The 25,884-nt window shown below is 61.6% G+C and carries 27 protein-coding genes and 1 tRNA gene; 14 read left to right on the top strand and 14 right to left on the bottom strand.

Annotation, left to right across the window (positions count from 1 at the left end):
• Positions 1-184 precede the first annotated feature (184 nt).
• The 9 genes from EPN31_RS10410 (at position 185) to rpsT (ending at position 6,671) form a co-directional block, all read left to right on the top strand.
• Entirely contained in the window at positions 185-793 is a 609-nt protein-coding gene (locus EPN31_RS10410; RefSeq protein WP_291772874.1) for a MotA/TolQ/ExbB proton channel family protein, read from the top strand.
• On the top strand, positions 790-1,203 hold the full coding sequence (locus tag EPN31_RS10405; protein ID WP_291772872.1) for a biopolymer transporter ExbD: 414 nt from the start codon (positions 790-792) through the stop codon (positions 1,201-1,203). Before EPN31_RS10410 ends, EPN31_RS10405 begins: the two co-directional genes overlap by 4 nt.
• Positions 1,200-2,261, top strand: coding sequence for a tetraacyldisaccharide 4'-kinase (lpxK, locus tag EPN31_RS10400; protein WP_291772870.1), 1,062 nt, complete (start codon positions 1,200-1,202; stop codon positions 2,259-2,261). The genes EPN31_RS10405 and lpxK overlap by 4 nt, the downstream gene beginning before the upstream one ends.
• 36 nt (positions 2,262-2,297) lie before the next feature.
• The gene (locus EPN31_RS10395) at positions 2,298-2,483 is read left to right on the top strand and encodes a Trm112 family protein (protein ID WP_291772869.1); all 186 of its coding nucleotides are present in this window, start codon (positions 2,298-2,300) and stop codon (positions 2,481-2,483) included.
• Entirely contained in the window at positions 2,480-3,259 is a 780-nt protein-coding gene (gene kdsB / locus EPN31_RS10390; protein ID WP_291772867.1) for a 3-deoxy-manno-octulosonate cytidylyltransferase, read from the top strand. Before EPN31_RS10395 ends, kdsB begins: the two co-directional genes overlap by 4 nt.
• A gap of 71 nt (positions 3,260-3,330) precedes the next feature.
• Positions 3,331-3,999 carry an adenylate kinase gene (gene adk, locus EPN31_RS10385; RefSeq protein ID WP_291772865.1) on the top strand — a complete coding sequence of 223 codons (669 nt, stop codon included), beginning with the start codon at positions 3,331-3,333 and terminating at the stop codon, positions 3,997-3,999.
• Between the two features lie 17 nt (positions 4,000-4,016).
• Complete coding sequence (locus tag EPN31_RS10380) at positions 4,017-4,775, top strand: 3-hydroxyacyl-CoA dehydrogenase (protein ID WP_291772862.1); 759 nt, start codon at positions 4,017-4,019, stop codon at positions 4,773-4,775.
• 6 nt (positions 4,776-4,781) lie between these two features.
• A complete protein-coding gene (gene murJ / locus EPN31_RS10375) occupies positions 4,782-6,338 on the top strand; it encodes a murein biosynthesis integral membrane protein MurJ (protein ID WP_291772861.1) in 1,557 nt (518 codons plus the stop codon).
• Between the two features lie 69 nt (positions 6,339-6,407).
• Positions 6,408-6,671 (top strand): 30S ribosomal protein S20, encoded by a 264-nt coding sequence (gene rpsT, locus EPN31_RS10370; RefSeq protein ID WP_291772859.1) that lies wholly within the window; start codon positions 6,408-6,410, stop codon positions 6,669-6,671.
• Between the two features lie 118 nt (positions 6,672-6,789).
• Here rpsT and argF read toward each other — a convergent pair whose 3' ends face one another.
• Positions 6,790-7,731: an ornithine carbamoyltransferase gene (gene argF / locus EPN31_RS10365; protein WP_291772857.1), complete on the bottom strand. Its 942-nt coding sequence runs from the start codon at positions 7,729-7,731 to the stop codon at positions 6,790-6,792.
• Between the two features lie 152 nt (positions 7,732-7,883).
• Between argF and EPN31_RS10360 the strand changes: the two genes are divergently transcribed.
• Positions 7,884-8,231 carry a DUF3579 domain-containing protein gene (locus EPN31_RS10360; protein ID WP_291772855.1) on the top strand — a complete coding sequence of 116 codons (348 nt, stop codon included), beginning with the start codon at positions 7,884-7,886 and terminating at the stop codon, positions 8,229-8,231.
• 67 nt (positions 8,232-8,298) lie between these two features.
• Here EPN31_RS10360 and argG read toward each other — a convergent pair whose 3' ends face one another.
• The gene (argG, locus tag EPN31_RS10355; protein WP_291772852.1) at positions 8,299-9,642 is read right to left on the bottom strand and encodes an argininosuccinate synthase; all 1,344 of its coding nucleotides are present in this window, start codon (positions 9,640-9,642) and stop codon (positions 8,299-8,301) included.
• 101 nt (positions 9,643-9,743) lie between these two features.
• Here argG and EPN31_RS10350 point away from each other — a divergent pair.
• Positions 9,744-9,819 (top strand) — tRNA-Ala (locus EPN31_RS10350).
• Between the two features lie 342 nt (positions 9,820-10,161).
• Here the strand turns inward: EPN31_RS10350 and EPN31_RS10345 are convergent.
• Positions 10,162-12,456: a cbb3-type cytochrome c oxidase subunit I gene (locus tag EPN31_RS10345; protein ID WP_291772850.1), complete on the bottom strand. Its 2,295-nt coding sequence runs from the start codon at positions 12,454-12,456 to the stop codon at positions 10,162-10,164.
• A gap of 159 nt (positions 12,457-12,615) precedes the next feature.
• Positions 12,616-13,362 carry an N-acetylmuramoyl-L-alanine amidase gene (locus EPN31_RS10340; RefSeq protein WP_291772848.1) on the bottom strand — a complete coding sequence of 249 codons (747 nt, stop codon included), beginning with the start codon at positions 13,360-13,362 and terminating at the stop codon, positions 12,616-12,618.
• Between the two features lie 232 nt (positions 13,363-13,594).
• Here EPN31_RS10340 and EPN31_RS10335 point away from each other — a divergent pair, with 232 nt between their 5' ends.
• Positions 13,595-14,308 (top strand): enoyl-CoA hydratase/isomerase family protein, encoded by a 714-nt coding sequence (locus EPN31_RS10335; RefSeq protein ID WP_291772846.1) that lies wholly within the window; start codon positions 13,595-13,597, stop codon positions 14,306-14,308.
• Between the two features lie 13 nt (positions 14,309-14,321).
• Here EPN31_RS10335 and EPN31_RS10330 read toward each other — a convergent pair whose 3' ends face one another.
• The 8 genes from EPN31_RS10330 to EPN31_RS10295 all read right to left on the bottom strand — a co-directional run bounded on the left by EPN31_RS10330 (position 14,322) and on the right by EPN31_RS10295 (position 22,537).
• Positions 14,322-15,437 (bottom strand): ABC transporter ATP-binding protein, encoded by a 1,116-nt coding sequence (locus EPN31_RS10330; RefSeq protein ID WP_291772844.1) that lies wholly within the window; start codon positions 15,435-15,437, stop codon positions 14,322-14,324.
• A gap of 69 nt (positions 15,438-15,506) precedes the next feature.
• Positions 15,507-16,718, bottom strand: coding sequence for a CaiB/BaiF CoA-transferase family protein (locus EPN31_RS10325; RefSeq protein ID WP_291772842.1), 1,212 nt, complete (start codon positions 16,716-16,718; stop codon positions 15,507-15,509).
• Positions 16,719-16,740: 22 nt separating this feature from the next.
• Positions 16,741-17,613: a carbohydrate ABC transporter permease gene (locus tag EPN31_RS10320; RefSeq protein ID WP_291772841.1), complete on the bottom strand. Its 873-nt coding sequence runs from the start codon at positions 17,611-17,613 to the stop codon at positions 16,741-16,743.
• A gap of 45 nt (positions 17,614-17,658) precedes the next feature.
• Positions 17,659-18,558, bottom strand: a complete 900-nt coding sequence (locus tag EPN31_RS10315; protein WP_291772839.1) for a carbohydrate ABC transporter permease — start codon at positions 18,556-18,558, stop codon at positions 17,659-17,661.
• 80 nt (positions 18,559-18,638) lie between these two features.
• A complete protein-coding gene (locus EPN31_RS10310) occupies positions 18,639-19,919 on the bottom strand; it encodes an extracellular solute-binding protein (protein WP_291772837.1) in 1,281 nt (426 codons plus the stop codon).
• A 78-nt stretch (positions 19,920-19,997) separates the two neighbouring features.
• Entirely contained in the window at positions 19,998-20,789 is a 792-nt protein-coding gene (locus EPN31_RS10305; protein ID WP_291772835.1) for an enoyl-CoA hydratase-related protein, read from the bottom strand.
• A gap of 12 nt (positions 20,790-20,801) precedes the next feature.
• Positions 20,802-21,572, bottom strand: coding sequence for an SDR family NAD(P)-dependent oxidoreductase (locus EPN31_RS10300; protein WP_291772833.1), 771 nt, complete (start codon positions 21,570-21,572; stop codon positions 20,802-20,804).
• A 227-nt stretch (positions 21,573-21,799) separates the two neighbouring features.
• On the bottom strand, positions 21,800-22,537 hold the full coding sequence (locus EPN31_RS10295; RefSeq protein ID WP_291772831.1) for a TetR/AcrR family transcriptional regulator: 738 nt from the start codon (positions 22,535-22,537) through the stop codon (positions 21,800-21,802).
• A gap of 199 nt (positions 22,538-22,736) precedes the next feature.
• On the opposite strand from EPN31_RS10295, the gene EPN31_RS10290 reads away from it, so the two are divergent.
• Positions 22,737-23,846, top strand: coding sequence for an S-(hydroxymethyl)glutathione dehydrogenase/class III alcohol dehydrogenase (locus EPN31_RS10290; RefSeq protein WP_291772829.1), 1,110 nt, complete (start codon positions 22,737-22,739; stop codon positions 23,844-23,846).
• A 58-nt stretch (positions 23,847-23,904) separates the two neighbouring features.
• Positions 23,905-24,735, top strand: coding sequence for an S-formylglutathione hydrolase (gene fghA, locus EPN31_RS10285; RefSeq protein WP_291772827.1), 831 nt, complete (start codon positions 23,905-23,907; stop codon positions 24,733-24,735).
• 25 nt (positions 24,736-24,760) lie between these two features.
• On the opposite strand, the gene EPN31_RS10280 is transcribed toward fghA, so the two are convergent.
• Complete coding sequence (locus EPN31_RS10280; protein ID WP_291772825.1) at positions 24,761-25,174, bottom strand: PAS domain S-box protein; 414 nt, start codon at positions 25,172-25,174, stop codon at positions 24,761-24,763.
• Between the two features lie 99 nt (positions 25,175-25,273).
• A complete protein-coding gene (locus tag EPN31_RS10275; RefSeq protein ID WP_291772823.1) occupies positions 25,274-25,861 on the bottom strand; it encodes a hypothetical protein in 588 nt (195 codons plus the stop codon).
• Positions 25,862-25,884 lie beyond the last annotated feature (23 nt).

Raw genomic sequence — 25,884 nt, 5'->3', positions numbered from 1 at the left:
GCACAGAATTATCCACAGAAACTGTGGATACCGCCCAAAAAGCCAATACCAGCATGGACTTCCACAATATGGGCGTCCGCACAGCCCCAGAGAAACCAACATTCAGGGCACTGGATGACGCTGCACTCGCTTTAGAATAGGAGTCCGCAACATCGCGGCGCATCGCTCACAAAGGAAATGGATCGTGCTGGACATCATCCAAGCGGCCGGCTGGCCCATCTGGCTGCTCGTGGCCACCTCGGTCATCACACTGGCCATCATCATAGAACGTTTCCTGGCGCTGCGAACCAGCCAGATCATGCCGCCAGGGCTGCCCGAACAGGTGCTTGAACTCATGCGCCGGCAACAGGACGAACCCGACGCCATCCTGCGGCTCGCCCGGCGTAGCCCCATGGGCCGCATCCTGGCGGAGGTCGCCGCCCAGCGTCACCAGGAAGACGCCTGGCGGCTGTCGGCGATCGAGGAAACCGGGCGCGACATCTCCTGGAGGCTGAACCGCTACCTGCCGGCACTGGCAACGATCTCCGTCATCGCACCACTACTGGGGCTGTTCGGCACCGTCGTGGGCATGATCGAGATCTTCGGCGCCTATACCCCAAACAGCGGAGACCCCAGCCTGCTGGCGCACGGGATCTCGATTGCGCTCTACAACACCGGGTTCGGCATTCTGATCGCCGTGCCGGCACTAGCATTTCACCGGTACTTTCGCTCGCGCGTGGATTATTTCCTGCACACCATGGAACGCGAGGCCGGAACCCTGAACCGACTCATCAGCCGGCGCAACCCGTCATGAACTTCCGCCACGACACCGGGCACGAGGAACCCGAGATCAACCTGATCCCGCTCATCGACGTGCTGATGGTGATCCTGATCTTCCTGGCCGCCTCGACCTCGTTCACCCAGCAGCGGCAACTCGATATCGCGCTGCCGCAAGCCGCAGCCGCGACACCCGACCAGACCCCGGTGCTGACACTGGCGATCAGCCGCGATGGCCTTTACGCGCTGGATGGCGATTACGTGAACGCTGACACGGACCAAAGCCTCGCGGACGCCCTGCAGCAAGCGGCCCAGGCCAGGCCCGACGCCGCGCTGCGGATCGACGCCGACGCGCTCGCGACCCATGCGTCGGTCGTACGCGCGCTGGAGGCCGCTCGCCTGGCTCACATCACCCGCGTGCACTTCCTCACGCAAACCAGGCCGTGAATCGCACCGCAGAGGACTTCCTGCTGAGCATCTGGAGTCGCTGCGGTGCACTCAGCACTGCGCTGCTGCCACTCTCCTGGCTCTACGGCATGATCGCGGAACGGCGCATGCGGGCCCAGGCACGCACCGCCTGGAGGGCACCAGTACCCGTCATCGTGATCGGCAACATTCTCGTCGGCGGCACCGGCAAGACCCCCGTAGCGGCAGCAATATGCAAGACTCTGCAGGACGGCGGCTGGCACCCTGGATTGGTCAGCCGAGGCTACGGAATCCACATCGGTGCAACACCGCACCTGAGCGACGAGGATCCCTCGGCGCGGTATCTGGGGGATGAACCTGCCCTGCTGCACCAGGCTACCCATGCACCGGTGGCCGTACATCCCAAACGCACCCTGGCGGCCCAGGCCCTGCTGGCGGCCCACCCGGAAACCGACGTGCTGATTGCCGATGACGGGCTCCAGCACCGGGCACTGGCACGCGACGTGGAAGTCATCGTGCAGGACGCCCGCGGCACCGGCAACGGCCGGCTGCTGCCAGCCGGACCCCTGAGGGAGCCACCCGAACGGCTAGACCAAGCCGACTGGCTGATCACCAACCTCAGCGCCGACGCCACCTCCAGCGAACGCGCGGGTTGCACAAGGAACACGATCACCATGAGACTCCAGCCGCACAGCCTGACCCAGCTGTCGACCGGAATCTGCACGAGCTGGAGTGCGTGGCTTGCACAACCGGTCAATCGAGTTTGCGGCGCGGCTGCGGGCATCGGCCAGCCCGAGCGGTTCTTCACCATGCTGAGGGCGGCCGGGCTGGAGCTCTCCCGCACGCTGCGCCTGCCCGATCACGGGCATCTGACATCCGGACAGATCCTGGGGTGGCCTGACACGCCCATCCTCATCACCCCCAAGGACGCCGTCAAATGCAGCCCACCGCACGATCCAAGGCTGTGGGTGGTGCAGGCCGAGCCAGTGTTCGACGACCCGTCATGGCTGGACGCCCTCCAGGCATCGCTGCGCGGCGGGGGCAGACGCGCCACGCACAAGCCAGGCAACAGGCATTAAACTCTAAGCTTTGCCACTGACTGCAACGCCACGCCCATGGAAAACCGCCTGCTGCAGATCCTCGTGTGCCCCGTGTGCAAGGGGCCTCTGCGTTTCGACCGCGAACTCCAGGAACTCATCTGTTCAGCGGACAGGCTGGCCTACCCGATTCGCGACGGCGTCCCGGTCATGCTGCCCGACGAGGCCCGATCACTGGATCCCGCGCCTGCGCACGGAGTATGAGCTTCCTCGTCGTCATCCCCGCGCGAGCCGGCTCAACTCGGCTGCCGGGCAAGCCGCTGCTGAACATCGGCGGTCTGCCCATGGTGGTGCGCACTGCCCGCCAGGCGGCCCGCTCGGCTGCAACCCGGGTACTGATCGCCACCGACCACGAATCCATTGCGCAAGCCGCGCGCCAACACGGGGTCGAGGCATTGTTGACGCGCACTGACCACCCGACCGGCACAGACCGGCTGGCCGAGGTCGCCACCGCGCTGGGCCTGGACGACGAGGCAATCGTCGTCAACGTCCAGGGTGATGAGCCGCTCATAGAACCGTCCCTCATCGACGCCGTGGCGCTGTTGCTGGCGCAACACCCCGATGCAGCAATCGCGACCTGTGCGAGCCCCATCCACGACCCTCGCACGCTCTTCGATCCGAATGCCGTCAAGGTCGTCTGCGACGCGAGCGGCCAGGCTCTGTATTTTTCGCGCGCCCCCATCCCCTGGCACCGCGACGCGCTGGCAGACGGCGAACAACGTCTGGCTCCCGGGCTGCCCGCCTGGCACCACATCGGACTTTATGCCTATCGCGCCGGCTTCCTGCGGCGATTCCCCACCCTGCCCTCTGGCGTGCTCGAGAAGGTGGAATCCCTGGAGCAACTACGCGCGCTGGAACAAGGCTTTCGGATCGTGGTGCACCAGGCGGCATCGGCACCGGCACGCGGCGTCGACACGGCCGATGACCTGGCGCGCGTGCAGGCCCTGTTCCAGTCAGAGAAACACCGACCGCCGACCTGACGCCATGCGCGGGCAGCGGCCTTGCGGCATAATCGGGAAAATTCAAGAATGAGCAACTTTGGGAGGAAATCATGCGTTTGATACTGCTGGGGCCCCCAGGCGCAGGCAAAGGCACACAAGCTGCATTCATCACCGAGGCCTTCGGGATCCCTCAGATCTCGACTGGCGACATGCTGCGTGCGGCGGTCAAGGCGCAGACTCCGTTGGGGCTCGAAGCCAAGAAGGTCATGGACAGCGGCGGACTGGTTTCCGACGACATCATCATCGGACTGGTGCGCGACCGGCTGCAGCAGCCGGATTGCAAGCGTGGCTACCTGTTCGACGGTTTTCCGCGCACCATCCCGCAAGCCGATGCCCTGAAGTCGGCCCACGTGGTTCTGGATTATGTGATCGAGATCACAGTCCCGGAAGAACAGATCATCGAACGCATGAGCGGACGGCGGATCCACGTCGCCAGCGGCCGGACCTACCACATCCGTTTCAATCCGCCCAAGCACGAAGGGCTGGACGACGAGACAGGGGAAGCGCTGATCCAGCGCGCGGACGATCACGAAGACACCGTGCGCCACCGCCTTGCGGTCTACCGCGAGCAAACACGCCCGCTCGTGGACTATTACGCAAGCTGGGCCGCCACCGGCGACCAGGCTGCACCACACTATGCCCAGATCTCCGGCGTGGGCACCGTGGACGAAATTCGCACGCGCATTCTCGACATCCTGCGCTCCTATCACACCGCCTGACCGAAGCTCACGACACCATGGACATCCAGGACAAACAGTTCATCATCACGGGCGGCGCCTCGGGCTTGGGGGCCGGAACGGCGCGTGCGCTCGTCGCGCAGGGCGCGCAGGTCGTCCTGGCCGACATTCAGGATGAAGCCGGCCAGGCACTGGCCCATGAACTCGGCAGCACCTACGTGCATTGCAACGTGACGGCGGAAGCCGATGCGCAGACTGCCGTGGACACGGCGCTCGCCCAAGGCCCGCTGTGGGGGCTGGTGAATTGCGCAGGCATCGCACCAGCCGCTCGCATCGTCGGCAAACAGGGGCCACACGACCTGGCGCTTTTCAAGCGCGTGATCGACATCAATCTGGTGGGCAGCTTCAACATGGCACGCCTCGCCGCCCAGGCCATGGCTGGCAACACGCCGCAGGCTTCGGGTGAACGTGGAGTGCTGATCAATACGGCATCCGTGGCCGCCTACGACGGACAGATCGGACAGGCCGCGTACGCCGCGTCCAAGGCCGGCATCGTAGGCATGACGCTGGCTATCGCACGCGACTTGTCGAAGCTGGGTATCCGCTGCATGACCATTGCCCCGGGCATCTTTGGCACTCCCATGCTTTTTGGCATGCCCCAGGACGTCCAGGACTCGCTCGCGGCCAGCGTCCCCTTCCCGTCGCGCCTGGGGCGCCCGGAAGACTACGCCAAGCTGGTGCTCAGCATCCTGGACAACGAGATGCTCAACGGTGAAACGATCCGGCTGGATGGTGCCATCCGGATGGCACCTCGTTAGGGTCGCATGAGCCTGCTGCGATCGGCGGCCACGATCAGCGGCCTGACTCTGTTTTCCCGCGTGACCGGCATGGTGCGCGATGTGCTCATCGCCAGCGTGTTCGGGGCGGGGCCGCTCACCGATGCCTTCTGGGTGGCCTTCCGTATCCCCAACCTGCTGCGCCGCCTGTTCGCCGAAGGCGCCTTCTCCCAGGCCTTCGTCCCCATCCTGGGTGAAGTCCGCCAGCGCGGCGATCATGCCGCACTCAGGCATCTGCTGGACCGGGTGGCACTCATGCTGTTCGCAGCGCTCTGCGGGGTAACCCTGCTGGGTATCCTGGGCGCCTCCTGGGTCGTGACCGCCATGGCCACGGGCATGCGCGAAGCCTCACGCAGCCACGAATTCCAGGAAGCCGTCTGGATGACGCGGCTGATGTTCCCCTACATCATCTGCATGTCCATGGTGGCGTTCGCCTCGGGCGTGCTGAATACCTTCAGCCGCTTTGCGATACCGGCCATCACCCCGGTGCTGCTGAACCTGTCCATGATAGGCGCCAGCCTGTGGCTCGCGCCCCATCTGTCGCAACCCATCCACGCCCTGGCGGCCGGCGTCATGATTGGCGGGGTACTGCAATTGGCCATGCAATGGGCAGCACTGGCCAGGCTGGGATTGCTGCCGCGCTGGAACGACGGCCTGCGCGCCGCCTGGCGAGACCCCACCGTTCACCGCATTCTGCGCCAGATGCTGCCGGCCACCCTGGGGGTTTCGGTTGCCCAGCTTTCACTGCTGATCAACACGAACATCGCTACCTGGCTCACTCCGGGCAGCGTCACCTGGCTGTCGTTCGCCGACCGGCTCATGGAATTTCCCACCGCATTACTGGGTGTGGCGCTCGGCACAGTCCTGCTTCCCAGTCTGTCGGCCGCTCACGCGCGCCAGGACCAGGCCCGCTACAACGCCCTGCTTGACTGGGGACTGCGCCTGGTCCTGCTGCTGGGACTGCCAGCAGCCCTGGGCATGGCCATGCTGTCCGACGGACTGGTGGCCACTCTGTTCAACTATGGCGCCTTCGCCGCACACGACGTGGCCCAGACGCGCCTGGCCGTCATGGCCTACGCGGTGGGCCTGCTGGGTCTGCTGGCCATCAAGATCCTGGCTCCCGGCTTTTATGCCAAACAGGACATCCGCACTCCGGTGAAGATTGCCATCGCCGTCCTGGCCTTCACCCAACTCATGAACGTGGTGCTGGTGCCCTGGCTAGCCCACGCGGGGCTGGCGCTGTCGATCGGGCTGGGGGCCAGCGCCAACGCCCTCAGTCTGGTGATCCTGCTGCGCCGGCGCGGTCTGTATGTCCCGCTGCCTGGGTGGTCACGCTTCATGTTGCGCATCGTGCCGTCCCTGGTCACGCTGGGACTGGTACTGATGTGGGCGCAGCGCCATCTGGACTGGATCGCGCTGGGGCACCATCCCGCGCAGCGAGTGGGCTGGCTGATGGTGGTACTGCTGGCGTCGGGGTTGGCGTACTTCAGCACCTTGTTTTTATTCGGTTTTCGCCCGAGAGACTTTACACGGCGGCAGTCCTAAGATAGAATCTTCTGTCTTTGCATTACAGTTCAAGCAGCCGTTTCCAACCCAAGGTTAACGAATCACCCTATGGCCAATTCTGCACAAGCCCGTAAACGCGCCCGCCAGGCCGTTGCCCACAACAAACATAACGCCAGCATGCGCTCGATGTTGCGCACCGCGATCAAGCGCGTGCGCCAGGCCATCGAAGCCGGTGACAAGGCAACTGCCAACGACGTCTTCAAGCAAGCCACCAGCGTCATCGACCGCGTGGCAGACAAGCAGATCATCCACAAGAACAAGGCCGCGCGCCACAAGAGCCGCCTGTCGGCCGCGATCAAGGCGATTGCCTGATCACCGGAACCGGCTTGAACTGAAAAAGGACGCCTTGCGCGTCCTTTTCGTTTCCGGCCACCCAGACCGGCCACCACATCGCCACCCGGCCGATTGGCGCCAGGCAGCATGTGGATCATCAGGCCGCCAGCCGCCCCAGCAGCAGAAACTCCATCAGCGCTTTTTGCACATGCAGGCGATTTTCAGCCTCGTCCCAGACCACGCTCTGTGGCCCGTCGATGACGTCACCGGCGACCTCTTCACCACGGTGCGCCGGCAGACAATGCATGAAGACCGCATCCGCGTTGGCAGCCGCCATGAGACGCGCATCTACCGACCAATCGGAAAAGGCCAAACGTCGTGCCTCGTTCTCGGCCTCGTAGCCCATGCTGGTCCAGACATCCGTCGTGACCAGATCCGCTCCCCGACACGCATCCACTGGGTCGTCGAATTCGCGCACAACGGACGCTGGCAGTGCCCCCACCCGCAAGGGATCCAGCTTGTAGCCGACCGGCCCCGACACATGCAGCGTGAACCCAAGCAGCTCGGCAGCCTGCAGCCAGGTATACGCCATGTTGTTCGCGTCACCGATCCAGGCCACGGTCTTGCCACGGATGGAACCACGATGCTCGACGAAGGTGAGGATATCGGCCAGGATCTGGCACGGATGAAATTCGTTCGTCAGGCCGTTGATGACGGGCACCCGGGAGTGGGCGGCAAACCGTTCGATCCTGGTCTGCTCGAAAGTCCGGATCATCACCAGGTCGACCATGCGCGAAATCACCCGGGCAGTGTCCTCTATCGGCTCCGAGCGTCCCAACTGCGAACCCTGGGTCGTCAGATAGATGACCGAGCCGCCGAGCTGGTACATGCCCGCCTCGAACGACACCCGCGTCCGTGTGCTGGCCTTTTCGAACACCATAGCCAGATTGCGATCGTGCAGCGTGTGGTGGGGCAAATAGCGCTTGAATTTATCCTTGATGAGCCGTGCGCGGTCGATGACATAGTGGATCTCGTCTTCGGAAAAATCACGCAACTGCAAAAAATGACGCAAGGGCCCGGTGGGGTTGGCGCTGGACATGAGAAACCCTGTGTAAAACGTCCATCTTACCGTGCGCCCCTGACACGCGCAAAACTTCGATCGGATACAATGCGCGGCGAAGGGGAAGTCGTGCACCAGCATCGGGAAAGCTCACCCGGCGATTCCGGGTGCATCCCGCCTTTGGAAACAACATGAACCACCCTGTCCGGCATTTGATCATCCACGGTAGAACCCTGGAGGGCCAGCGGTTCCGGCCCAGCGACTGGGCAGAACGACTGGCAGGCGTGTTGTCCTCCTTCAAACCGGCGGGTTTGCCGCGGAATCCGCTGGCTTACTCGCCGTATGCCACGCCCCGTGTCGTGGATGGCGTGCCCTGCGTCCTGATCGACCATCGCCTGCGCCAGCTTGAGCCGCTGGCCTGGAAATTCGCCTGTGATTTTGCTGAAAGCAACCATCTGAAAACCACTGATGTGGGCGACGACGGTCCGCCGCAGGAAGCGGCGGGTGGCGAACAAGCACCTCTATCTTCGGCCGCCTGATTCCCCCCGCGAAAAACGGGCTGCCCGAAGGCAGCCCGCTGATCATGCGCCCAATTGAAACCGGGGCTCAATCGTCCTTGATGTCCTGCTTGATCTGCGGGATATCCGACTCGCCCGTCTTGGACAGCAGCCCCACCTGGGTATAGGTGAAAAGCTTCTCGCGCGTGTCCACGATGTCGAGATTGCGCATGGTCAACTGCCCGATGCGGTCCAGCGGCGAGAACATGGATTCGCCCTTTTCCATGGTCAGGCGGTCGGGGTGATAGGTCAGATTCGGCGAACGCGTATCCAGAATGGAGTAGTCGTTGCCTCTGCGCAGTTCCAGCGTGACTTCGCCCGTGATGACGCGTGCGACCCAGCGCTGAGCCGTCTCCCGCAGCATGATGGACTGTGGATCGAACCAGCGACCTTGATAGAGCAGCCGGCCCAGGCGGATGCCATTGATGCGGTATTGCTCGATGGTGTCCTCGTTGTGGATACCAGTCACCAGACGCTCATAGGCAATGTGCAGCAGCGCCATACCCGGAGCCTCGTAGACGCCCCGGCTCTTGGCCTCGATGATGCGATTCTCGATCTGATCGCTCATCCCCAGCCCATGGCGCCCGCCAATGCGGTTGGCCTCCATCATCAGCGCAACGGCATCAGAGAACTCGACACCATTGAGCGCGACCGGCTGTCCCTCGTGGAACCGGATCGTGACCTCTTCAGCCTTGACGTCAGTCGCCGGCTTCCAGAATGGCACTCCCATGATAGGGTCCACGATCCGAATGCCGGAGTTCAAGTGCTCCAGGTCCTTCGCCTCGTGCGTGGCGCCCAGCATGTTGGAGTCTGTGGAATAAGCCTTTTCCTTCGACATCTTGTAGTCGAAGCCGTTTTCCTGCAGATACACGGACATCTCCGCACGTCCGCCCAGCTCATCGATGAAGCGCTGGTCCAGCCAGGGCTTGTAGATCTTGAGATCCGGATTGGTCAGCAGCCCATAGCGGTAGAAACGCTCGATGTCATTGCCCTTGAACGTGCTGCCGTCGCCCCAGATGTGCACATCGTCTTCACGCATGGCCGACACCAGCATGGTGCCCGTTACGGCGCGCCCCAGCGGGGTGGTATTGAAGTAAGTCACCCCGGCCGTGGACACATGGAAGGCGTTGCACTGCAAGGCCGCAATGCCTTCGGCCACCAGTTGCGCCCGGCAGTCCACCAGGCGCGCACCCTGCGCGCCGTAGCGCAGCGCCTTGCGCGGGATCTCGTCGTAATCAGCCTCGTCGGGCTGACCCAGATTGGCCGTGTAGGCATAGGGCAGAGCCCCATTGTTCTTCATCCACAACAGCGCTGCACTGGTATCCAGGCCACCGGAAAAGGCGATGCCGACCTTCTGCCCGACCGGCAGATTCTCGAGTATGGTTGTGCTCATGGGGCTCCGAAATAGCCAGAGGAAAGACAAACAGGCATTATATCGCCGCCGCAGCGGGTGGCGACCCACAGGAATTTTCTGTGATAGAATTCTGCTCTTTCGGGGACGTAGCTCAGCTGGGAGAGCGTCGCGTTCGCAATGCGAAGGTCGGGAGTTCGATCCTCCTCGTCTCCACCAAGAATTCATGTGGGTTTCCGCGCAACTGGGCCACCTAAACGGGTGGCCCTTTTTGCAGGTTGCCATTTTGGCACTATTTGGCACAACGCCCTATACCCTAAATACACCCGCCTTGGCTGCGTCCAAAACCAGGAGCTTAGGGTATGGCTATCATCTCACTTGAGGCCTTTGTGTTGAGGCCTTTGTGCTGTGATACACCGCGCATAAGATGCACCCAGTTCGGCAAAACGCGCAGGCGCAGATACTCTGGGTGCGTGTGCGGGTGACGCCTCCCCCAGTGTTCATGACGGGCGACATGTAAAGCCGAGCCTCCGGGGGCGATTCGACCCAGGTTGTCCAGGACTACTGAGTAGCTGCCGCCCGCACGCTCATCCAGCCCTTGGCCGTCGCGACCACCAATGGAATCGCACCGAAAATAATGAATACCAAGTCACCAGGCAGGCGTAACCATTCAATCAGATGGGAGCGCTCCATGCCCATGTAGGTCATGCTGCGCGCATGCCAATAGCCATGCTCCATCACGTCCCACATTTGCAGCACGCCACTGGGGAACAGGCTCATGACGAGCATCATGGCCAAGCCGATATTGGTGCCCCAAAACGCGACCTTGAGATGTTTTTCGATACCAGGCCAATCCCTTTCACTTGCAGTCTGGCGCAAAACAAACACCACCAATGCGATTGCCAGCATGCCAAACACGCCCATCAAAGAGGCATGGCCGTGATTCGGTGTCAACTGTGTACCGACCTCGTAGTAACTGATAATGGGCAGGTTGATCAGGAATCCCAGCATACCTGCGCCGACAAAGTTCCAGAAACCTACCGCCATCAGGAAATAGAAGGTCCACTTATGTGGTACGTGGGTTTGCTTGCCATCAATACCGGCCTTGCCACGAGTCGAACTGACAAAGTCCCAGGCGTCCAAAGTCAACAGTGTGAGCGGTACTACTTCCAGCACCGAGAACAATGCTGACATCGCCATATTGAATTGAACGTGACCTACGAAGTACCAGTGGTGACCCGTGCCTATCAGTCCCCCGAGGAAGTACAGAATGGCGTCGAGATAAATCACCCGCAATGCTACGTTGCGGCTGGCAAGCCCAAGCTGGTAGAACATCAATGCCACTACCGTCGTCGCGAAGAATTCGAAGAACCCCTCTACCCACAGATGGATGATCCAGAACCGCCAGGTCTCCACCACTGTATAGTTAGTATGCGCACCATAGAAGAGCGCTGGTATATAGAATACTGGTATAGACAGTGCGGCCCACAAAAACATGCGGACAATTGGGCGCGCATCGGGCTTGGCGATCTTGCTGGGCCGAGCTATCCAATACAGTACAGCAAACCAAACCAGCAGACCAATCACCAGCAGATATTGCCAGATACGGCCCAACTCAAGGTACTCCCAACCCTGATCACCCAGCCAGAACCACCATTTGCCGAGCAGATTGGACATCCCCGCCCACTCGCCCAGCAGGCTCCCGCAAATAACCAATGCGAATGCGACAAATAGGAAGTGCGCCCACACCGCCAAGCCGCGCGGCTCGTCCGAACGCAACGACCGGCCGAGGAACAGGGCTGCGGCGACGTAAGAAGTTGCAATCCACATAATGGCACTTTGCAGATGCCAGGTGCGCATCAGATTGCTCGGGAAGATATCCTCGAGTTGAAAGCCATAGAAACTACCAGGGTCTGCGCGGTAATGCGCTGTCGCGCCCCCAACCAAAGTCTGGAACAGAAACAGCAGTGCCACCACCACAAAAAACTTGACTAACGCGCGCTGGCCTGGACTGGCATGGCCGGGGATGATGCTTGGTTGAAGATCGTGACCGCGGGAGATCCAGCCCAAATAGTCGAATTTTCCGAACATCAATAGAACCGTCGCGATGCCGGCCAATAACACCAGGAGGCTCAGAGCGCTCCACAGAAATGCGCCGGAAATCGGCGTGTTCCCAACTAATGGATCGTAGGGAAAATTGTTTGTATAAGAATAGCCGTAGCCCGGACGATCGGCGACTGATGCCCATGCCGCCCACGTCACGAACGCCGTGAACTGGTGCAGCTCTTTCGGATCGGAAACCAGCCCAGGTTTGAGTCCGCCATTGGTGGCTGGGTGCTGGAAGTAGTTCGTCCAATATTTGACCTGCTGGCTCCAGGCGTCCGCCTCCGGCCGCGTAAGCTGCAATGTATCGGCGGCGGCATCATAGCGATTTTTCTTCAGGAGCACAGCAACCTGTGCATGCACAGCCGCCTGTTGCTGCGGATCAAGCGCGGAGACCGGCTTGCCATATTGGCTTTGTGCCAGTGAAGCAGCCGTATCCAGACCAATATGATGCAGTGCTTCGGCAGAGTAATCGGGGCCCAGGTAAGCCCCATGGCCCCAGATGGAACCATTGTCCATCAGGCCATATTTAAGAAATACCTCTTGTCCGGCCCGGATGTCACTGCCAGTAAATAAGGTCTGCCCTTGAGGATCGACCGTTTTTCCGGGAATGGGTGGCGCTTTATCGTACCCAAGCACGGTAATTGCGATCAAGACCGCAAAGCCAAACACCATGACGATCAGAATCGTCCGTATCCACCAGGGCGACAGCGGCGAGCTATCGGATTCAGACAGCAGATGTGTCGTGGTCATGATCAGGCCTCTGTTCCATTTTTGGCGGCTAGCTGCGCTGGTGCTTGCGACAGAGTACCACCACCGGGGTGATAATTCACCCTATCCAGATCCCGTAAGCCTTGGAGCAATCCATGATTTTGCGGACTGACTGACCTCCACCTTGGCATGCAATTTTGTTTAACGTCGCACCGATGTTTCATTTTGAGCGATCCACACGCGAACCGCCCGGACGATTCCGGCAATCATCCTGCGCCGGTTACCGGCGTCATTCACATAGGACTCGTCTTGCGCATCCGTGATGACGCCGACCTCCAGCAATACGGCAGGCACATTACTGTGCCTCAGCACAGCTAGATGGTCGTATTGATAAATGCCCAGTCGCGCGTCCAGCAGCGGGCGGTTTTCTCCACAAGTCGTTCCGGCATGCTCAAGCATGGGTGATCGTCCGAGCGAACGAAACTGCTCTCCGAGCAGCGTGGCGAACCGATAGGACAGTGTGAAGTCCGGATTCTCTTTGGAGACGTACAGCGAATATCCACCGGTGGGTCTGAGGGTCTCGAACGCGGGGCGCCCTTCCTTCGTGATCTGGCGCAGACACCTCAGTTGCACCGAGTCGTGGTGCACGGATAAAAAGAGGTTCGCCCGCAGCTCATCAGCCAACTGGGCGCGGCCCACGAGGCTGATCGATTCGCCCGGTGCCCGCGTCACCCTGACGCGCCACCCAGCTGCACGCAGAGCAGGTGCAAGCTCAGCCACAAAGCGGTCGTTGTAGCCGATCTCTCTGGTGCCACGAACGCTGGTCGCCCCACCGTCGGCCGGATTATGCCCTGGATCCAAAACAATTATGGGCGCCGCCGGGGCCGACCCTGATAGGGATGGCCGCACGGCCGGCGACGGCTGGGCGGCGCATCCGGCCAGCAACATGAAGACGGCACTCAGCCACATTCTAGACACGGATCACCACCACCGGTTTCTCAGCATCCACGGCCTCTTTTGGCTCCATCCCGAACGCTCTTGCATTTGATTTCGAATCAACAGCCGCCATTTTATGATGCTGAGAAAGCTGAGGACGCAGTATCCTGAGAAGGTGTTCCCTACTCAACGAAAAGGGGGGTTGCCGTCTATGCATTATGTCCAAATCGAGCAGCGCGAATCCGTGGCCATTCTCACCCTTGACCGGCCAGAGCGGCGTAATGCCCTCGGCTCTGAACTGCTCTCCGGGCTCACCGCCACACTGGCGCAGCTGTCCAATGAAACAGCCGTGCGGGCGATTGTGATCCAAGGTGCGGGCAAAGGCTTTTGCGCAGGGGCGGATCTCAAGGAATTCTCGGGCGACGACCGCGATGCCGTTTCACGCCTGAATCTGGAGATGGGCGCATTCGTGCGCTCGATTCCGTTGATGTCCAAACCGGTCGTCGCAGCTGTAGACGGCTTTGCACTGGGTGGTGGCCTGATGCTCGCGATATCCTGCGATCTGGTGGTGACCAGCCCACAGGCGCGCTGGGGACTGCCAGAAGTGTCGCTTGGCTGGCTGCCCGGCTTCGGCCTGAGCACGCTCGTGGACCGGGTCGGCCTCGTCAGGGCGCGGCGCATCGCATTCGGTGCCGAGCCATTCGACGGCACTGAGGCGGTTGCCATCGGGCTCGCTGATATCCTCAGCAACGGGCAGCCGGTGCTCGACAAAGCGCTGTGCCACGCGCAAAAGCTCGCCGCCTTGCCGACGCGTGCCGTCGGCTCGGTCAAGCATTACTTCTCGCTCATGACGCGCAACGCCGAGGTGATGGACGTGCTCGCCAATCGCGTCTATGCGCAGGACGCTGAAAGCCCTGAAGCGCTCGACACGATGCGCTCGCGGCGCGGCGAGAAATAGCCCCACCGCGCGTTCACCACGGCAGGTCTGAATCCTCCTGAAGATCGATGCCCTTCAGGAGCAGGTTGTCCTTCGTGTCGAACAGATACAGTTTGTCGGCGCTGCAGGCAACAGCCACCGCGTCGCCCATCGCGACCCGACGGCCGGGCTCGATCTGCGCCGTCATCACGGTCTTTCCAACCCGTACCTGCATCAAGGTGAAGGCGCCCAGAGGCTCGATGACCTCGACGGTGCCAGTCAGACGGCAGGAATGATCGTCCCGCCGCGACAGGTGCAGGTGCTCGGGGCGTATTCCGACGCAGATCTGCGCATGATCCCTGGCGGCGGCACAACCGGTCTCGTCCAGGACGAGTGAAAAGTTCTCGCCGACCACGCGGTCGCCGTCCAGCGTCGCTTCCAGAAAGTTCATGGAGGGTGTCCCGATGAAGCCTGCAACGAACCGATTGGCGGGCCTCTGGTACAGATTATTCGGCGTATCGATCTGCTGGACCAGGCCATCGCGCATTACTGCGACGCGTTGTCCCATGGTCATCGCCTCGGTCTGGTCGTGCGTCACATAGAAGGTGGTGACGCCCAGGGTCCGGTGCAGCTTGATGATCTCTGCACGCATGTCCACACGCAGCTTCGCATCCAGATTGGAAAGCGGCTCGTCCATCAGAAAGACCTGCGGCTGCCGCACGATGGCCCGCCCGAGCGCGACGCGCTGACGCTGCCCCCCGGAGAGTTCGCGTGGCTTGCGCTCCAGCAGCTTCTCGATTCCGAGAATCCGAGCGACTTTTTCCACGCGCTCCAGGATGTCGGTCTTGCCGAATTTCTTCAGCTTGAGCGAGAACCCCATGTTCTCGCGCACGCTCATGTGCGGGTACAGCGCATAGCTCTGGAACACCATCGCAATATCGCGATCCTTCGGCTCGACGCCGTTGACGTTCACCCCATCAATGAGGATGTCGCCGTGCGTATGGTCCTCCAGACCCGCGATCATGCGCATGGTCGTCGATTTGCCGCACCCGGAAGGCCCCACGAGGACGACGAATTCGCCGTCCTGCGTCACCAGGTTGAAATCTTCGACGGCCAGCGATGTACTCCCCGGGTAGCGCTTGCCGACATGTCTCAATTCAACGATCGCCATGAACTCTCACCTGAAATCTGAATAAACCATCGAACCGCAGCCGGGCATCACGCAATCGCGTCTCCCCAGTCATGCTTTTGTCTGCGCGAGCGTTGCCGCGATCTCGGCCGTGTGTTCCCCCAATCCCGGCGCGCGTTTGCGCGGCTCGGTATTCGTGTCAGAAAATCGGAAGGGTGTGGCGGGAATGCTGATCCGACCCATGACCGGGTCTTCCATGCTGACGAATGAACGGCGCGAGCGGGCCAGCTCGCTGCTGGGTACATTCCTGACTGGTTCCACCGGACCTGCCGGAATGCCTGCAGCCTTCAGCGCCTCGATTGTCCTGCGGGCCGATCCCAGGCCTCTTGACCAGGCTTCAACGCGCTGGCGCACGATGCCATGGGCCTTGATCCGCTGCGCATTGGTACTGAGATCTTCGGTGCTGGCCCCCAGGGCATCGTCCAGCAGCCGGCTGAGGCGGCCCCACAGCACTTCGGTGCCAGCGGCAAGCACGAATGCCGCGTCGGGTGCCTCGTAGACCCCGTAGGGAACCACCTGCGGGTGCTCGTTACCGTTGCGCGTCGGATTGACTTTCCCGCTTCCGACGCAGACCTGCATGAGCGCAATATCGTGATAGGGCAGGCACGAATCAAACAGCGAGATATCGATGTATTCGCCGGCGCTGTCCTGGCTCAGCTTCTTGTAAAGCGCCGTCACGATAGCCCCGTACGCGTGGATCCCGGAAGACACATCGGCCAGTGAAACGCCCAACGGCAGCGGCTGGCCACCTGCCTCGCCATTCATGTCGATCACGCCGGCCATCCCCTCAGCGATGATGCCCTGCCCTGCTTGCCCGGCCATCGCACCACTATTTCCGAACGCGGAAATCGAACACATGACGAGTCGCGGGTTCAGCTTGTGCAGGTCCTCGAACCCCAGGCCCTTTGCGGCCAAGCTGCCGGGGCGCATGTTTTCGACCACCACGTCTGCTTGCGCGATCAGATCACGCAACTGCGCCACGTCCGCCTCGTTGCGCAGGTCGGCCACGATGCTTTTCTTACCCGCGTTCAACCAGGCGAAATAGCCGCTATGGCCGGGACCCAACTGCGGTGGCAGCACCCGCGACGGGTCTCCTGCCGGGGGTTCGACCTTGATCACCTCGGCCCCCATGTCCGCCAGCAACCTCGTGCAATAAGGCCCGGCGAGAACCTGCGTGAAATCGATCACGCGCACGCCGACTAGCGGCCGGGTGTCCGGGGCTGCGGCATGCGTCGTGACGTCGTGTGATTTCGTTGTGCTCATGTCTGCATTTGCTCCCGGGGCCCTAGCCCTTGACGGCGCCAGCCGTGGCGCCTGCCAGCACATAGCGCTGGGCCAGCATGGAAAACAGGAGGACCGGCAACACCACCAGGATGCCGGCAGCCGCCATCTCACCCCAGAAAATGTTGCCGTCCGCAATAAACCCGATGATCGTGACAGGGAGCGTCTGCGTATGCTGCGACGTCAGGACCAGCGGGTACAGGAAATCATTCCAGGCCTGCACGAAGTTGAAGACCACCGTCGCGAACAGACCCGAACTGATGAGCGGCAACGTGATCCGCATCATGGCACCGAACCGTCCCAACCCGTCTATCATGCCGCTTTCCTCGAGCGACGCCGGCACCTGCCGGATGAAGCCAGTCATCATCCAGACGACGAAAGGAACCTGGAAGGTGCTCTCCGCGATGATCATTCCGGTATAGGTGTCGTTCAGCCCGAGGAACCCGAACAGGCGATAGAGCGGCAGCACCAGGGAGACCGCCGGCACCATGCGGATCAGCAGATACGCCGCCAGGAGCGCGTTCTCCCATTTGATGCGAAATCGCGCAAAACCGAACGCGGCGATGGTGCCAAGGAAGGTGGACAACAGCGTGGAACCCACCGCGATCACGATGCTGTTTACCGCGGCGTCAAAGAAGTTGTCGATCCTGCCCGCCTGGTACAAAGACGTGAGCTTGCCGCCAAACCCCATCACGTTCTTGTAGTGGTCCAGCGTGGGGGTGAAGAACCACGCAGGTGGGATCTGGAAGGTCTCGCTGCGGTCCTTGAGCGACGTGAGCAAAAACCAGACGACCGGCGCGAGCGAAAACACCAGCGCGATGCAGATCACGATGAGGGGAACCCTGCGTCGAAAGGCCTTCAAGCTACCGGCTAGCATCGGCACACCTTTTGGAATCGTTCATTTGCAGTTGGATCTCCCCGCTCACGCAACGTCGCTGCGCAGCACCGAGCGCACCATGGGGATCGCAACGACCATTGCGATCAGGATGAGCAGCCAGGAAACGGCCGCGCCACGGCCAAAATCGAAACGCTGGAAAGCATCCACATAAACCATGTAGCTGAGCGTCTCGGTGGCGCTGCCCGGACCGCCATTGGTCAGGACGAAGATCACGTCGAAGACCTTGAGCGACGTCAGCGCACGCGTCAACGCTACGACGAGCAGGACCGGCTTGATGAGCGGCAGAATGACCCAGCGCACCATCTGCATCGAGCTGGCGCCGTCGATCGACGCAGCATCGATCACGTCGCCCGGCATGGATTCGAGCGCCGCAACCGCCGAGATGATGACGAATGGGGTCCATTGCCACAGGTCCACACCTATGATCGACCAGATGGCGATATCCGGACTGCTGAGCCACGAAACGGGTCCCATGCCCACAAGGCTGAGCAGATAATTGAGAATGCCATAGCTGCGGTCCATGATCAGCAGGTACATGAGCCCGATCACTACCGGCGGCACACTGAACGGAATGATGAGCAGCAGCCGCACCAGCTTGCGGCCGCGTGTGAGCTTGATGAGGAGCAGCGCAATGGCCGTGCCCAGGATCATCTCGGCCACGACCGTCGTCCCGGTATAGATCGCAGTGACCTTGAGCGCATTCCAGAAGCTGGGATCGCTCAGCACGTCGATGTAATTCTGGATGCCGTTGAAATGCGGTGGACGCACCGATGTCGCCCGATTGAACGTCAAGCTCGTCCAGAACGAATAGACGAGCGGCACCAGCGTCGTGACGGCGATGTAGATGAGGCCCGGAAGGATGAGCACATAGGGAAACACCCGCCGACGCCACTGTGGCTTGTGTTCGATGCCGGCGTCGTGCATAAGCCTTTTCTCCATTGAAGGGCGGGTTGTTCACCGAAGCTGATCCGGGGAGCCCGGACCTGCTTCGGCATGTGCGTGGCTCAGTTGCCGATCTGCTTCTTGGCGGCGGCGGCCATCTGCGTGACGCCCTGCTCAACCGTCAGCCCCCCCGTCACGACACGTGCGAGGATCGTGGACATGGCGTCGTCGATCGCGGGCCAGGCCGGCGTGCGCGGACGCGGCATGGCGACTTCTTCGGCATCAGCCTGCGCGTTGAACCACGGGAATTTCGCCGACAGGTCCTTGTCCCTCAACAGATTCGTGCGGAACGGCGTACCACCAAGGTCTGCGACCTTTCGGGACATTGCAGGGCCAGTGGCCCAGCGGATGAACCTGAAGGCATCTTCCTTGTTGCGCGAGCTCGCCGGGATGGTGAGGCCCCAGCCGCCGATCACGGCAGCCGGCACCTTGGCAACCGGTGCGGCGGCGAATGCCATCTTGCCTGCCACCTTCGACTGCTTGGGCTCCAGCATGACGGCGGCCGTGTCGGTCCACTGCACTGCCATGGCGACCTCACCTTGCGAGAGGCCAGTCGTGAGCCGCTCGTACGCCCAGTTCGTCACGTCTTCGGGGGCGAATTTGCGCAGACTGACGTAGTACTCAAGTGCCTGGCGTGCCTCGGGGCTGTCGAGAATCACCTTGCCATTGGCATCGATCACACCACCGCCGAACGTGGACAGCCACTGGAAGTACTCTGACGTGAGGTTATGGCTCTTTTGCATCGTCAGGCCGGTCCCGTAGACCTTGGGTGGCGCATTGAGTTTTTGCGCATAGCTGCGGTACTCATCGGCCGTCTTGGGCGGATGCGTCAGACCAGCCGCCTGGAGCAGATCCTTGCGGTAGTATGTGATATAGGACGCGACCTGCCAAGGCATTCCGACCTGCTTGTTGTTCCAGCGATAGAAATTCATGAGCGCATCGGGGATGCTCTTGATGTCGTAGTCGGCTGGTGTCAGCTTGGCATCCTTCAGGTAAGGCGTGACATCTGCCAACACGCCTTTGGTGCCATAGAACGGCATCGAATCACCGCGAATGCTGATGACGTCGAACGAAGTACCCGATCCGAGCAGCTCTGTCGATGTCTTGTTGTTGATGACCTCGCCGCCAATGATCGTCAGGTTCACCTTGATGCCGCTCGCCTTCTCGAATTCCGGCAGATTCTGCTGCGTGAAGCTGGCGATCGGCCCCGCGAACAGCATGACGTTGACCGCTCCGCCCTTGGCCTGTGCCGGTGTGGCTGCCGCAAATGCCGTTGCAGCGCAAACGCAAAGCGCCGCAGCCGATGCCCGGAACCTGCCCGTTGTGTTGTGTGCTTGTTTCATGTCCTGTCTCCGACTTTGGTTTCTCGAACACTTCATGTGCTTCGCTACTCAAAACATGCCAGATGCCCCCAGGCCTGTTCATCGATGCCTGAAACGGGGCTTCTCCTTTGCAAAGAACGCCCTGACGCCTTCACGACAATCCTCCGTATCAAATACGCTGTCGCTCAGATCCATGGTGCGGCGGATGGCTTCGTCTTCGGGCAGTTCATACGACAAGGCGATCGCGGCCTTGCATAACTGCAGTGCCAGATTTGGCTGGTCAGCCAGGCCCCGCGCCATTGCCAGCGCTGCGTCCCGGCTCTGGCCAACCGGGACCACTCGATTCACCAGCCCCCAAAGAAGGGCTGTGGGCGCATCGATAGGTTCGCCGTAAAACATCATCTCCTTGGCTCGACTCGCGCCAATCCTCCGGGTGACACGAACCGTGCCGCCGCTGCCCGGAAATACGCCAAGCTTGATTTCTGGCAGTCCGAGACGGGTGGTTTCCTCGATGACGATGAAATCGCAGCAAACCGCCAGTTCAAGGCCACCTCCATAGGCCAGACCGGAAACCGCCGCAATCGTGGGCTTTGGGAACTTCGCCACCTGCCCGTAAACCCGATTTTCAAAGTCGAGTTTCATCGGGACGATCTTCCCGCGACCCAGCATCTTCGGAAACTCGCTGATGTCGGAACCGGCACAGAATGCCCGCTCCCCCTTCCCCGTCAGAATGAGCACGCGAACATCAGAATCCACGGCCAGGGCGGGCAACACCCGATCCAGCTCCCGGGACATCCCCAGCGTGACGACATTCAAGGGCGGATTGTTCAAGGTGATTGTGGCCACGCCCTCGGCCACATTGCATTCGATCTGCTTGCTGACCTCTGTCATCTCCCATCTCCCTCACAACAGCCACAATCCACCGGTGACATTCAGCGCCTGGCCGGTCATGTAATCAGCCTGATCCGAAGCGAGAAACGACACCAGTCGCGCGACGTCATTGGGCAATCCGACCCGACCGATCGGTATCTCGCCTTCTCGCTGCTTCGCCGTTCGCAAACCCTGCCGGATCGAGGCCGCATCCGCCTCGTCCCGCATGACGGTGTCGACGATGACCCCCGGACACACGGCGTTGACATTGACCTTCTGGCGGGCCACCTCCATGGCGAGCGACTGCGTCAGGCCGATGATGGCCGCCTTCGACGCGCAATACGCGCCGTAGTTCGACTTGCCGACCTTGCCAAGCCAGGACGAGGTGTTGATGATCTTTCCGCCACCCTGCCGGAGCATGTGCGGAACCACGGCCTTGCACCCGTAGAAGACGCCGTCCACGTTGACGCGGAACACGGCGTGGAAATCCTCCACCGAAGTCTCGACCACCTTGCCCACCCGGGTGATCCCCGCGTTGTGGACGGCGACATCGATGGTGCCGAACGATTTGACGAATGCGTCGACGGCCTGCCGGACCTGCTGATAGTCGCCCACATCGCCGCGCACGACTTCACAGGTGCGGCCCTCGGCCCGCACCATGGCCGCCGTGCGATGCGCGCCTTCTTCGTTGATGTCGAAAAGGGCCAGATCCGCCCCGTCCTGCGCCAGCCGGACGGCGATGGCGCGCCCTATGCCTGCTGCCGCTCCGGTGACGAGAGCGACCTTCCCTTCCAAGTTGCGCATGTTTGGCATTTGCATCCAAGAACGTTGACTTACTTATATGCAAGTCAGCATAGTTTGAGCAAACGGCTGACACAACAAGGGTTTTCCCGATACAGATTCAAGCGAACAGCCAACCTCAGGTCAGTGGTTGGGCCACTGACCGGCGTGGGCGGAAACTCGGTGAATGAGGTGACAGTAGTCCACAGGCCTTCGAACGAAGGCCGATCCAAGACGCTGAAGATCAGGAACTAAAGCTGTTTGCGGCGCCGCCTGGCGACTGTCGCGGACGGGGTACCAGCCGTGGCCTGCGTGGGCACCGCAGCCAACTTGCGTTTGGCCGGCCCAGGGGCAGCCCGTAAATCCTGATGGCCATAGGCGGCAACAACGGTCCTCAGGAACGCGCGGTAGATCAGCTCGAGCTGATCGAACCGCGCCGCGTCCTGTGTGACGAGTCCGGCACTATTGATGATGTTGACCAGCAAGGCGACGACGTCCTCGATCGGCGTGCTCGAGGACAATTCGCCGCGACCGACCGCGCTGGAGATACCGACCGTGATGGCGCTGGTCAGCTCGGACGCGAAGCGCTGCACCGACGCGACGCTACGCGGACTCAGCGCATCGCTGTCGGCACGCATCCGCGCCACCAGACTCCAGGACAAGCCGTCATCATCGCCTACATTGAACTCGTCATAGCGCAGGCGGTTGAATGCGATGGTTGCATCCAGCTTGAGGGCAAGCGGGGTTTCCGTATCCGTCCAGATCGAGCGGAATTTCGCCAATGTGGCCGTCACGTACTCGTCGGTCACCTCTTCGACCAGCGAGTTCTTGTTACCGAAGTGGTAGTGGATATTGGCCCGCGTGGTGGACAGCCTGTCGGCAATATCGCCAAAGCTTACACCACGGCAACCGTGCTTGATCAGCAGCTTCGCGGCGAGCAACTTGATCCGTTCGCGCATGTCGGGCTGCTTGATATTCGTTGATTTCACTTCTGCTCGAGGCATGGTTTTTCAGAATCCATAGACCGCCCGGGCCTCCCGAATCAAATGCGTCCACAAACTGGCAGGCAAGTCAGTAGTCTATCAGACTGATGCGCCCCTACCCTGAGCCGCCCGAAATGGTACTGTATAAAGTCGTAGCCAACGGCGTGCCACGCCGTGCCGCCGACAGTCTGAATGGAGAACCCGCATGAAGTCCCGCGCAGCAGTCGCCTTCACTCCCGGAAAACCGCTCGAGGTCGTCGAGATCGACGTGGCAGCCCCCAAAAAGGGTGAAGTCCTGATCAGGATCACTGACACCGGCGTCTGCCATACCGATGCCTTCACGCTGTCAGGTGACGACCCCGAGGGTGTCTTCCCGGTCGTGCTGGGCCACGAAGGCGCCGGTGTGGTCGTTGAAATCGGTGAAGGCGTCAGCTCGGTCAAGCCGGGGGACCATGTCATTCCGCTCTATACCGCCGAATGCGGCGAATGCGAGTTCTGCAAATCAGGCAAGACGAACCTGTGCGTGGCTGTCCGCGCCACACAGGGCAAAGGCCTGATGCCGGACGGCACCACGCGGTTCTCCTACAACGGCGCCCCCGTTTACCACTACATGGGCTGCTCGACTTTTTCCGAATACACGGTCGTGGCGGAAATTTCGCTCGCCAAAATCAACCCCAAGGCCAATCACGAACAGGTCTGCTTGCTGGGCTGCGGGGTCACGACCGGGATCGGCGCCGTCCGCAACACCGCCAAGGTCCAGCCCGGTGACTCGGTCGCCGTCTTCGGCCTGGGCGGGATCGGTCTGGCCGTCATCCAGGGCGCACGCCAGGCCAAGGCAGGCCGCATCATCGCAGTCGACACCAACCCGGCAAAATTTGCGCTGGCAAAGACGTTTGGCGCCACAGATTGCGTAAACCCGAAGGACCACGAAAAGCCCATCCAGCAAGTGATTATCGAGATGACCGGCTGGGGCGTGGACCACTCCTTCGAGTGCATCGGCAACGTGAACGTCATGCGGGCGGCGCTGGAATGTGCCCATCGCGGCTGGGGACAATCGGTGATCATCGGCGTGGCCGGCGCAGGCCAGGAAATCTCCACCCGTCCCTTCCAGCTCGTTACAGGCCGGCGCTGGCTGGGCACGGCGTTCGGCGGCGTCAAAGGCCGCACGCAGCTCCCTGGCATGGTCGAGGACGCCATGAGCGGCAAGATCGATCTGGCGCCCTTCGTGACGCACACGATGGGATTGGCCGACATCAACCGGGCCTTCGACCTCATGCACGAAGGCAAATCCATCCGCTCGGTCATCAAGTACTGACGCGAAACCAGCCCGGCCGCACCCACTGCGGCCGACCCCTATCCCCTAGAGCTGACCCATGAAACGCATCGAACGACACACCTGCTGGGACGGCAGCCAGAGCGTCTGGCGCCACGCCTCCACGACGCTGGGCTGCGACATGAACTTCGCCATTTTCGTACCGGCGCACGAAGACGGCGAAAGACTGCCCGTGATCTACTGGCTGTCGGGACTCACCGCCAACGAACAGAACTTCATCACCAAGGCGGGCGCGCAGCGCTACGCCGCCGAACACAAGGTCATCCTGGTGGCACCCGATACCAGTCCGCGCGGCGATGGCGTCGCCAACGACCCGGCCTACGATCTGGGCCAAGGAGCCGGCTTCTACCTGAATGCGACGCAGCCCCCCTGGTCCGCCCATTTCCGGATGCAGGACTACGTGGCGATGGAACTGCCCGATCTGATCGAAGCACACTTTCCGACGAACGACCGACGCTCCATCATGGGTCACTCCATGGGTGGCCACGGCGCGCTGGTGACCGCACTGCGCAACCCGGGCCGCTATCTGGCAGTTTCGGCATTCGCACCCATCGTCGCCCCCAGCCAGGTCCCCTGGGGTGAGAAGGCATTTACGGCTTACCTGGGCGCCAACCGGTCGGCCTGGGCCGAATGGGACGCCACGGCATTGCTGGCCAGTGCCAGCGAACGGCTACCCATCCTGATCGACCAGGGCGACGAAGACGAATACCTGGACACCCAGCTGCGGCCCTGGCTCTTCACCAAAGAGGCCGAGCACTTCGGCCATCCGGTCCGCCTGCGGCGCCATCCGGGCTACGACCACAGTTATTACTTCGTCGCCAGCTTCATCGACGAGCACATCGCCCATCACGCGCGTGCGCTGCGGGCCTGAAAAGCACGGGATTCTTTTCTGTACCCTACGCCTGCGCGGCCTTGCGGGCAGCCCGCTCCTTCTCAGTGCGCTCGGTGACATCACGCGCCATGGCAACCGCACCCTCCGCGTTGCCCGCCGTGTCCGTTACCAGCGCGAACGTCATCTCGACATAGAGCTTGCGCCCGGTCTTGTGCAAGCCGCGCGTCAGGGTCGGCCGCCCGCCCAGCTTCAGCTGACCGCGTTCCATGGCGGAATTGAAGCCGGCCCAGTGCGCTTCGCGTAGATGCTCCGGGATGATCAGATCCAGGTTCCGGCCCAGCGCCTCGGCAGCCGAAAACCCGAACAGGGCAGCAGCCGCCGGGTTCCAGCGGCGGATATTGCCGTTTCTGTCCGCGTAGATCAGCGCATCAGACACCTGATCGATGATCCACTCCGCCAGCCCAGCAGGTTCATTCACGACGAGTCCTCCAGTTGATCGCCGTACCCGACGTTCAATGGATGACGGCATTTGCTGGCGTTACTTATACCGCGGAAGACTCATGCAATCCAGGCATGCTCAGACACCGGTCACCAGCCGCGCCATGACCACGATGATGGCGATCTGCATGACACCCTGGCTGGCCACCACGTAGTAGAAGCGGCTCATCATCCGGCCGATCCGGGGCCCATCGGGCTGTGGCTTCTGGAGTTCGAGGCACACACGCACGCTCGTGGGCAGCAGATAGCCCAAGCCCTGGATCGCCATCAAGGTCACCAGCACCAGCGCGGCAACGATCCAACCCAGTTGCGGCCAGGGCATCTGGGTAAGGCCAAGCTGCACGGCCAGGAACCAGCCCGCCGTACCGGTGGTGATGGACAGGGTCGGCATCAGGAACAGGGTAACGGGCGTGAGCCGGATGATGATTTCCTTGCGGATGGGAACGGACACGCTGCGGATGATGGGACCGATCACGAACCCCATGAACAGATCGATGCCGGTCCAAAGTACACCGCTCATGACATGGACCCAGTTGAGGAACCAGGCGTTGCCGATCAGAATCGCGGCGACCATGACCAGCAGTACGGCGGCAACGTACCAAAGATAATTCCACCGAATCAGCGGAGGGCCTGGTTGAACGGGGGCCCCAGCGATAGACGCTTCCATGATGACTCCGGCTGCCTTCGACG

Origin of the sequence: Castellaniella sp. (assembly GCF_004321985.1) — a bacterium.
GTDB lineage: Bacteria > Pseudomonadota > Gammaproteobacteria > Burkholderiales > Burkholderiaceae_B > Castellaniella.
This window is presented reverse-complemented; position numbering and strand designations above follow the sequence as displayed.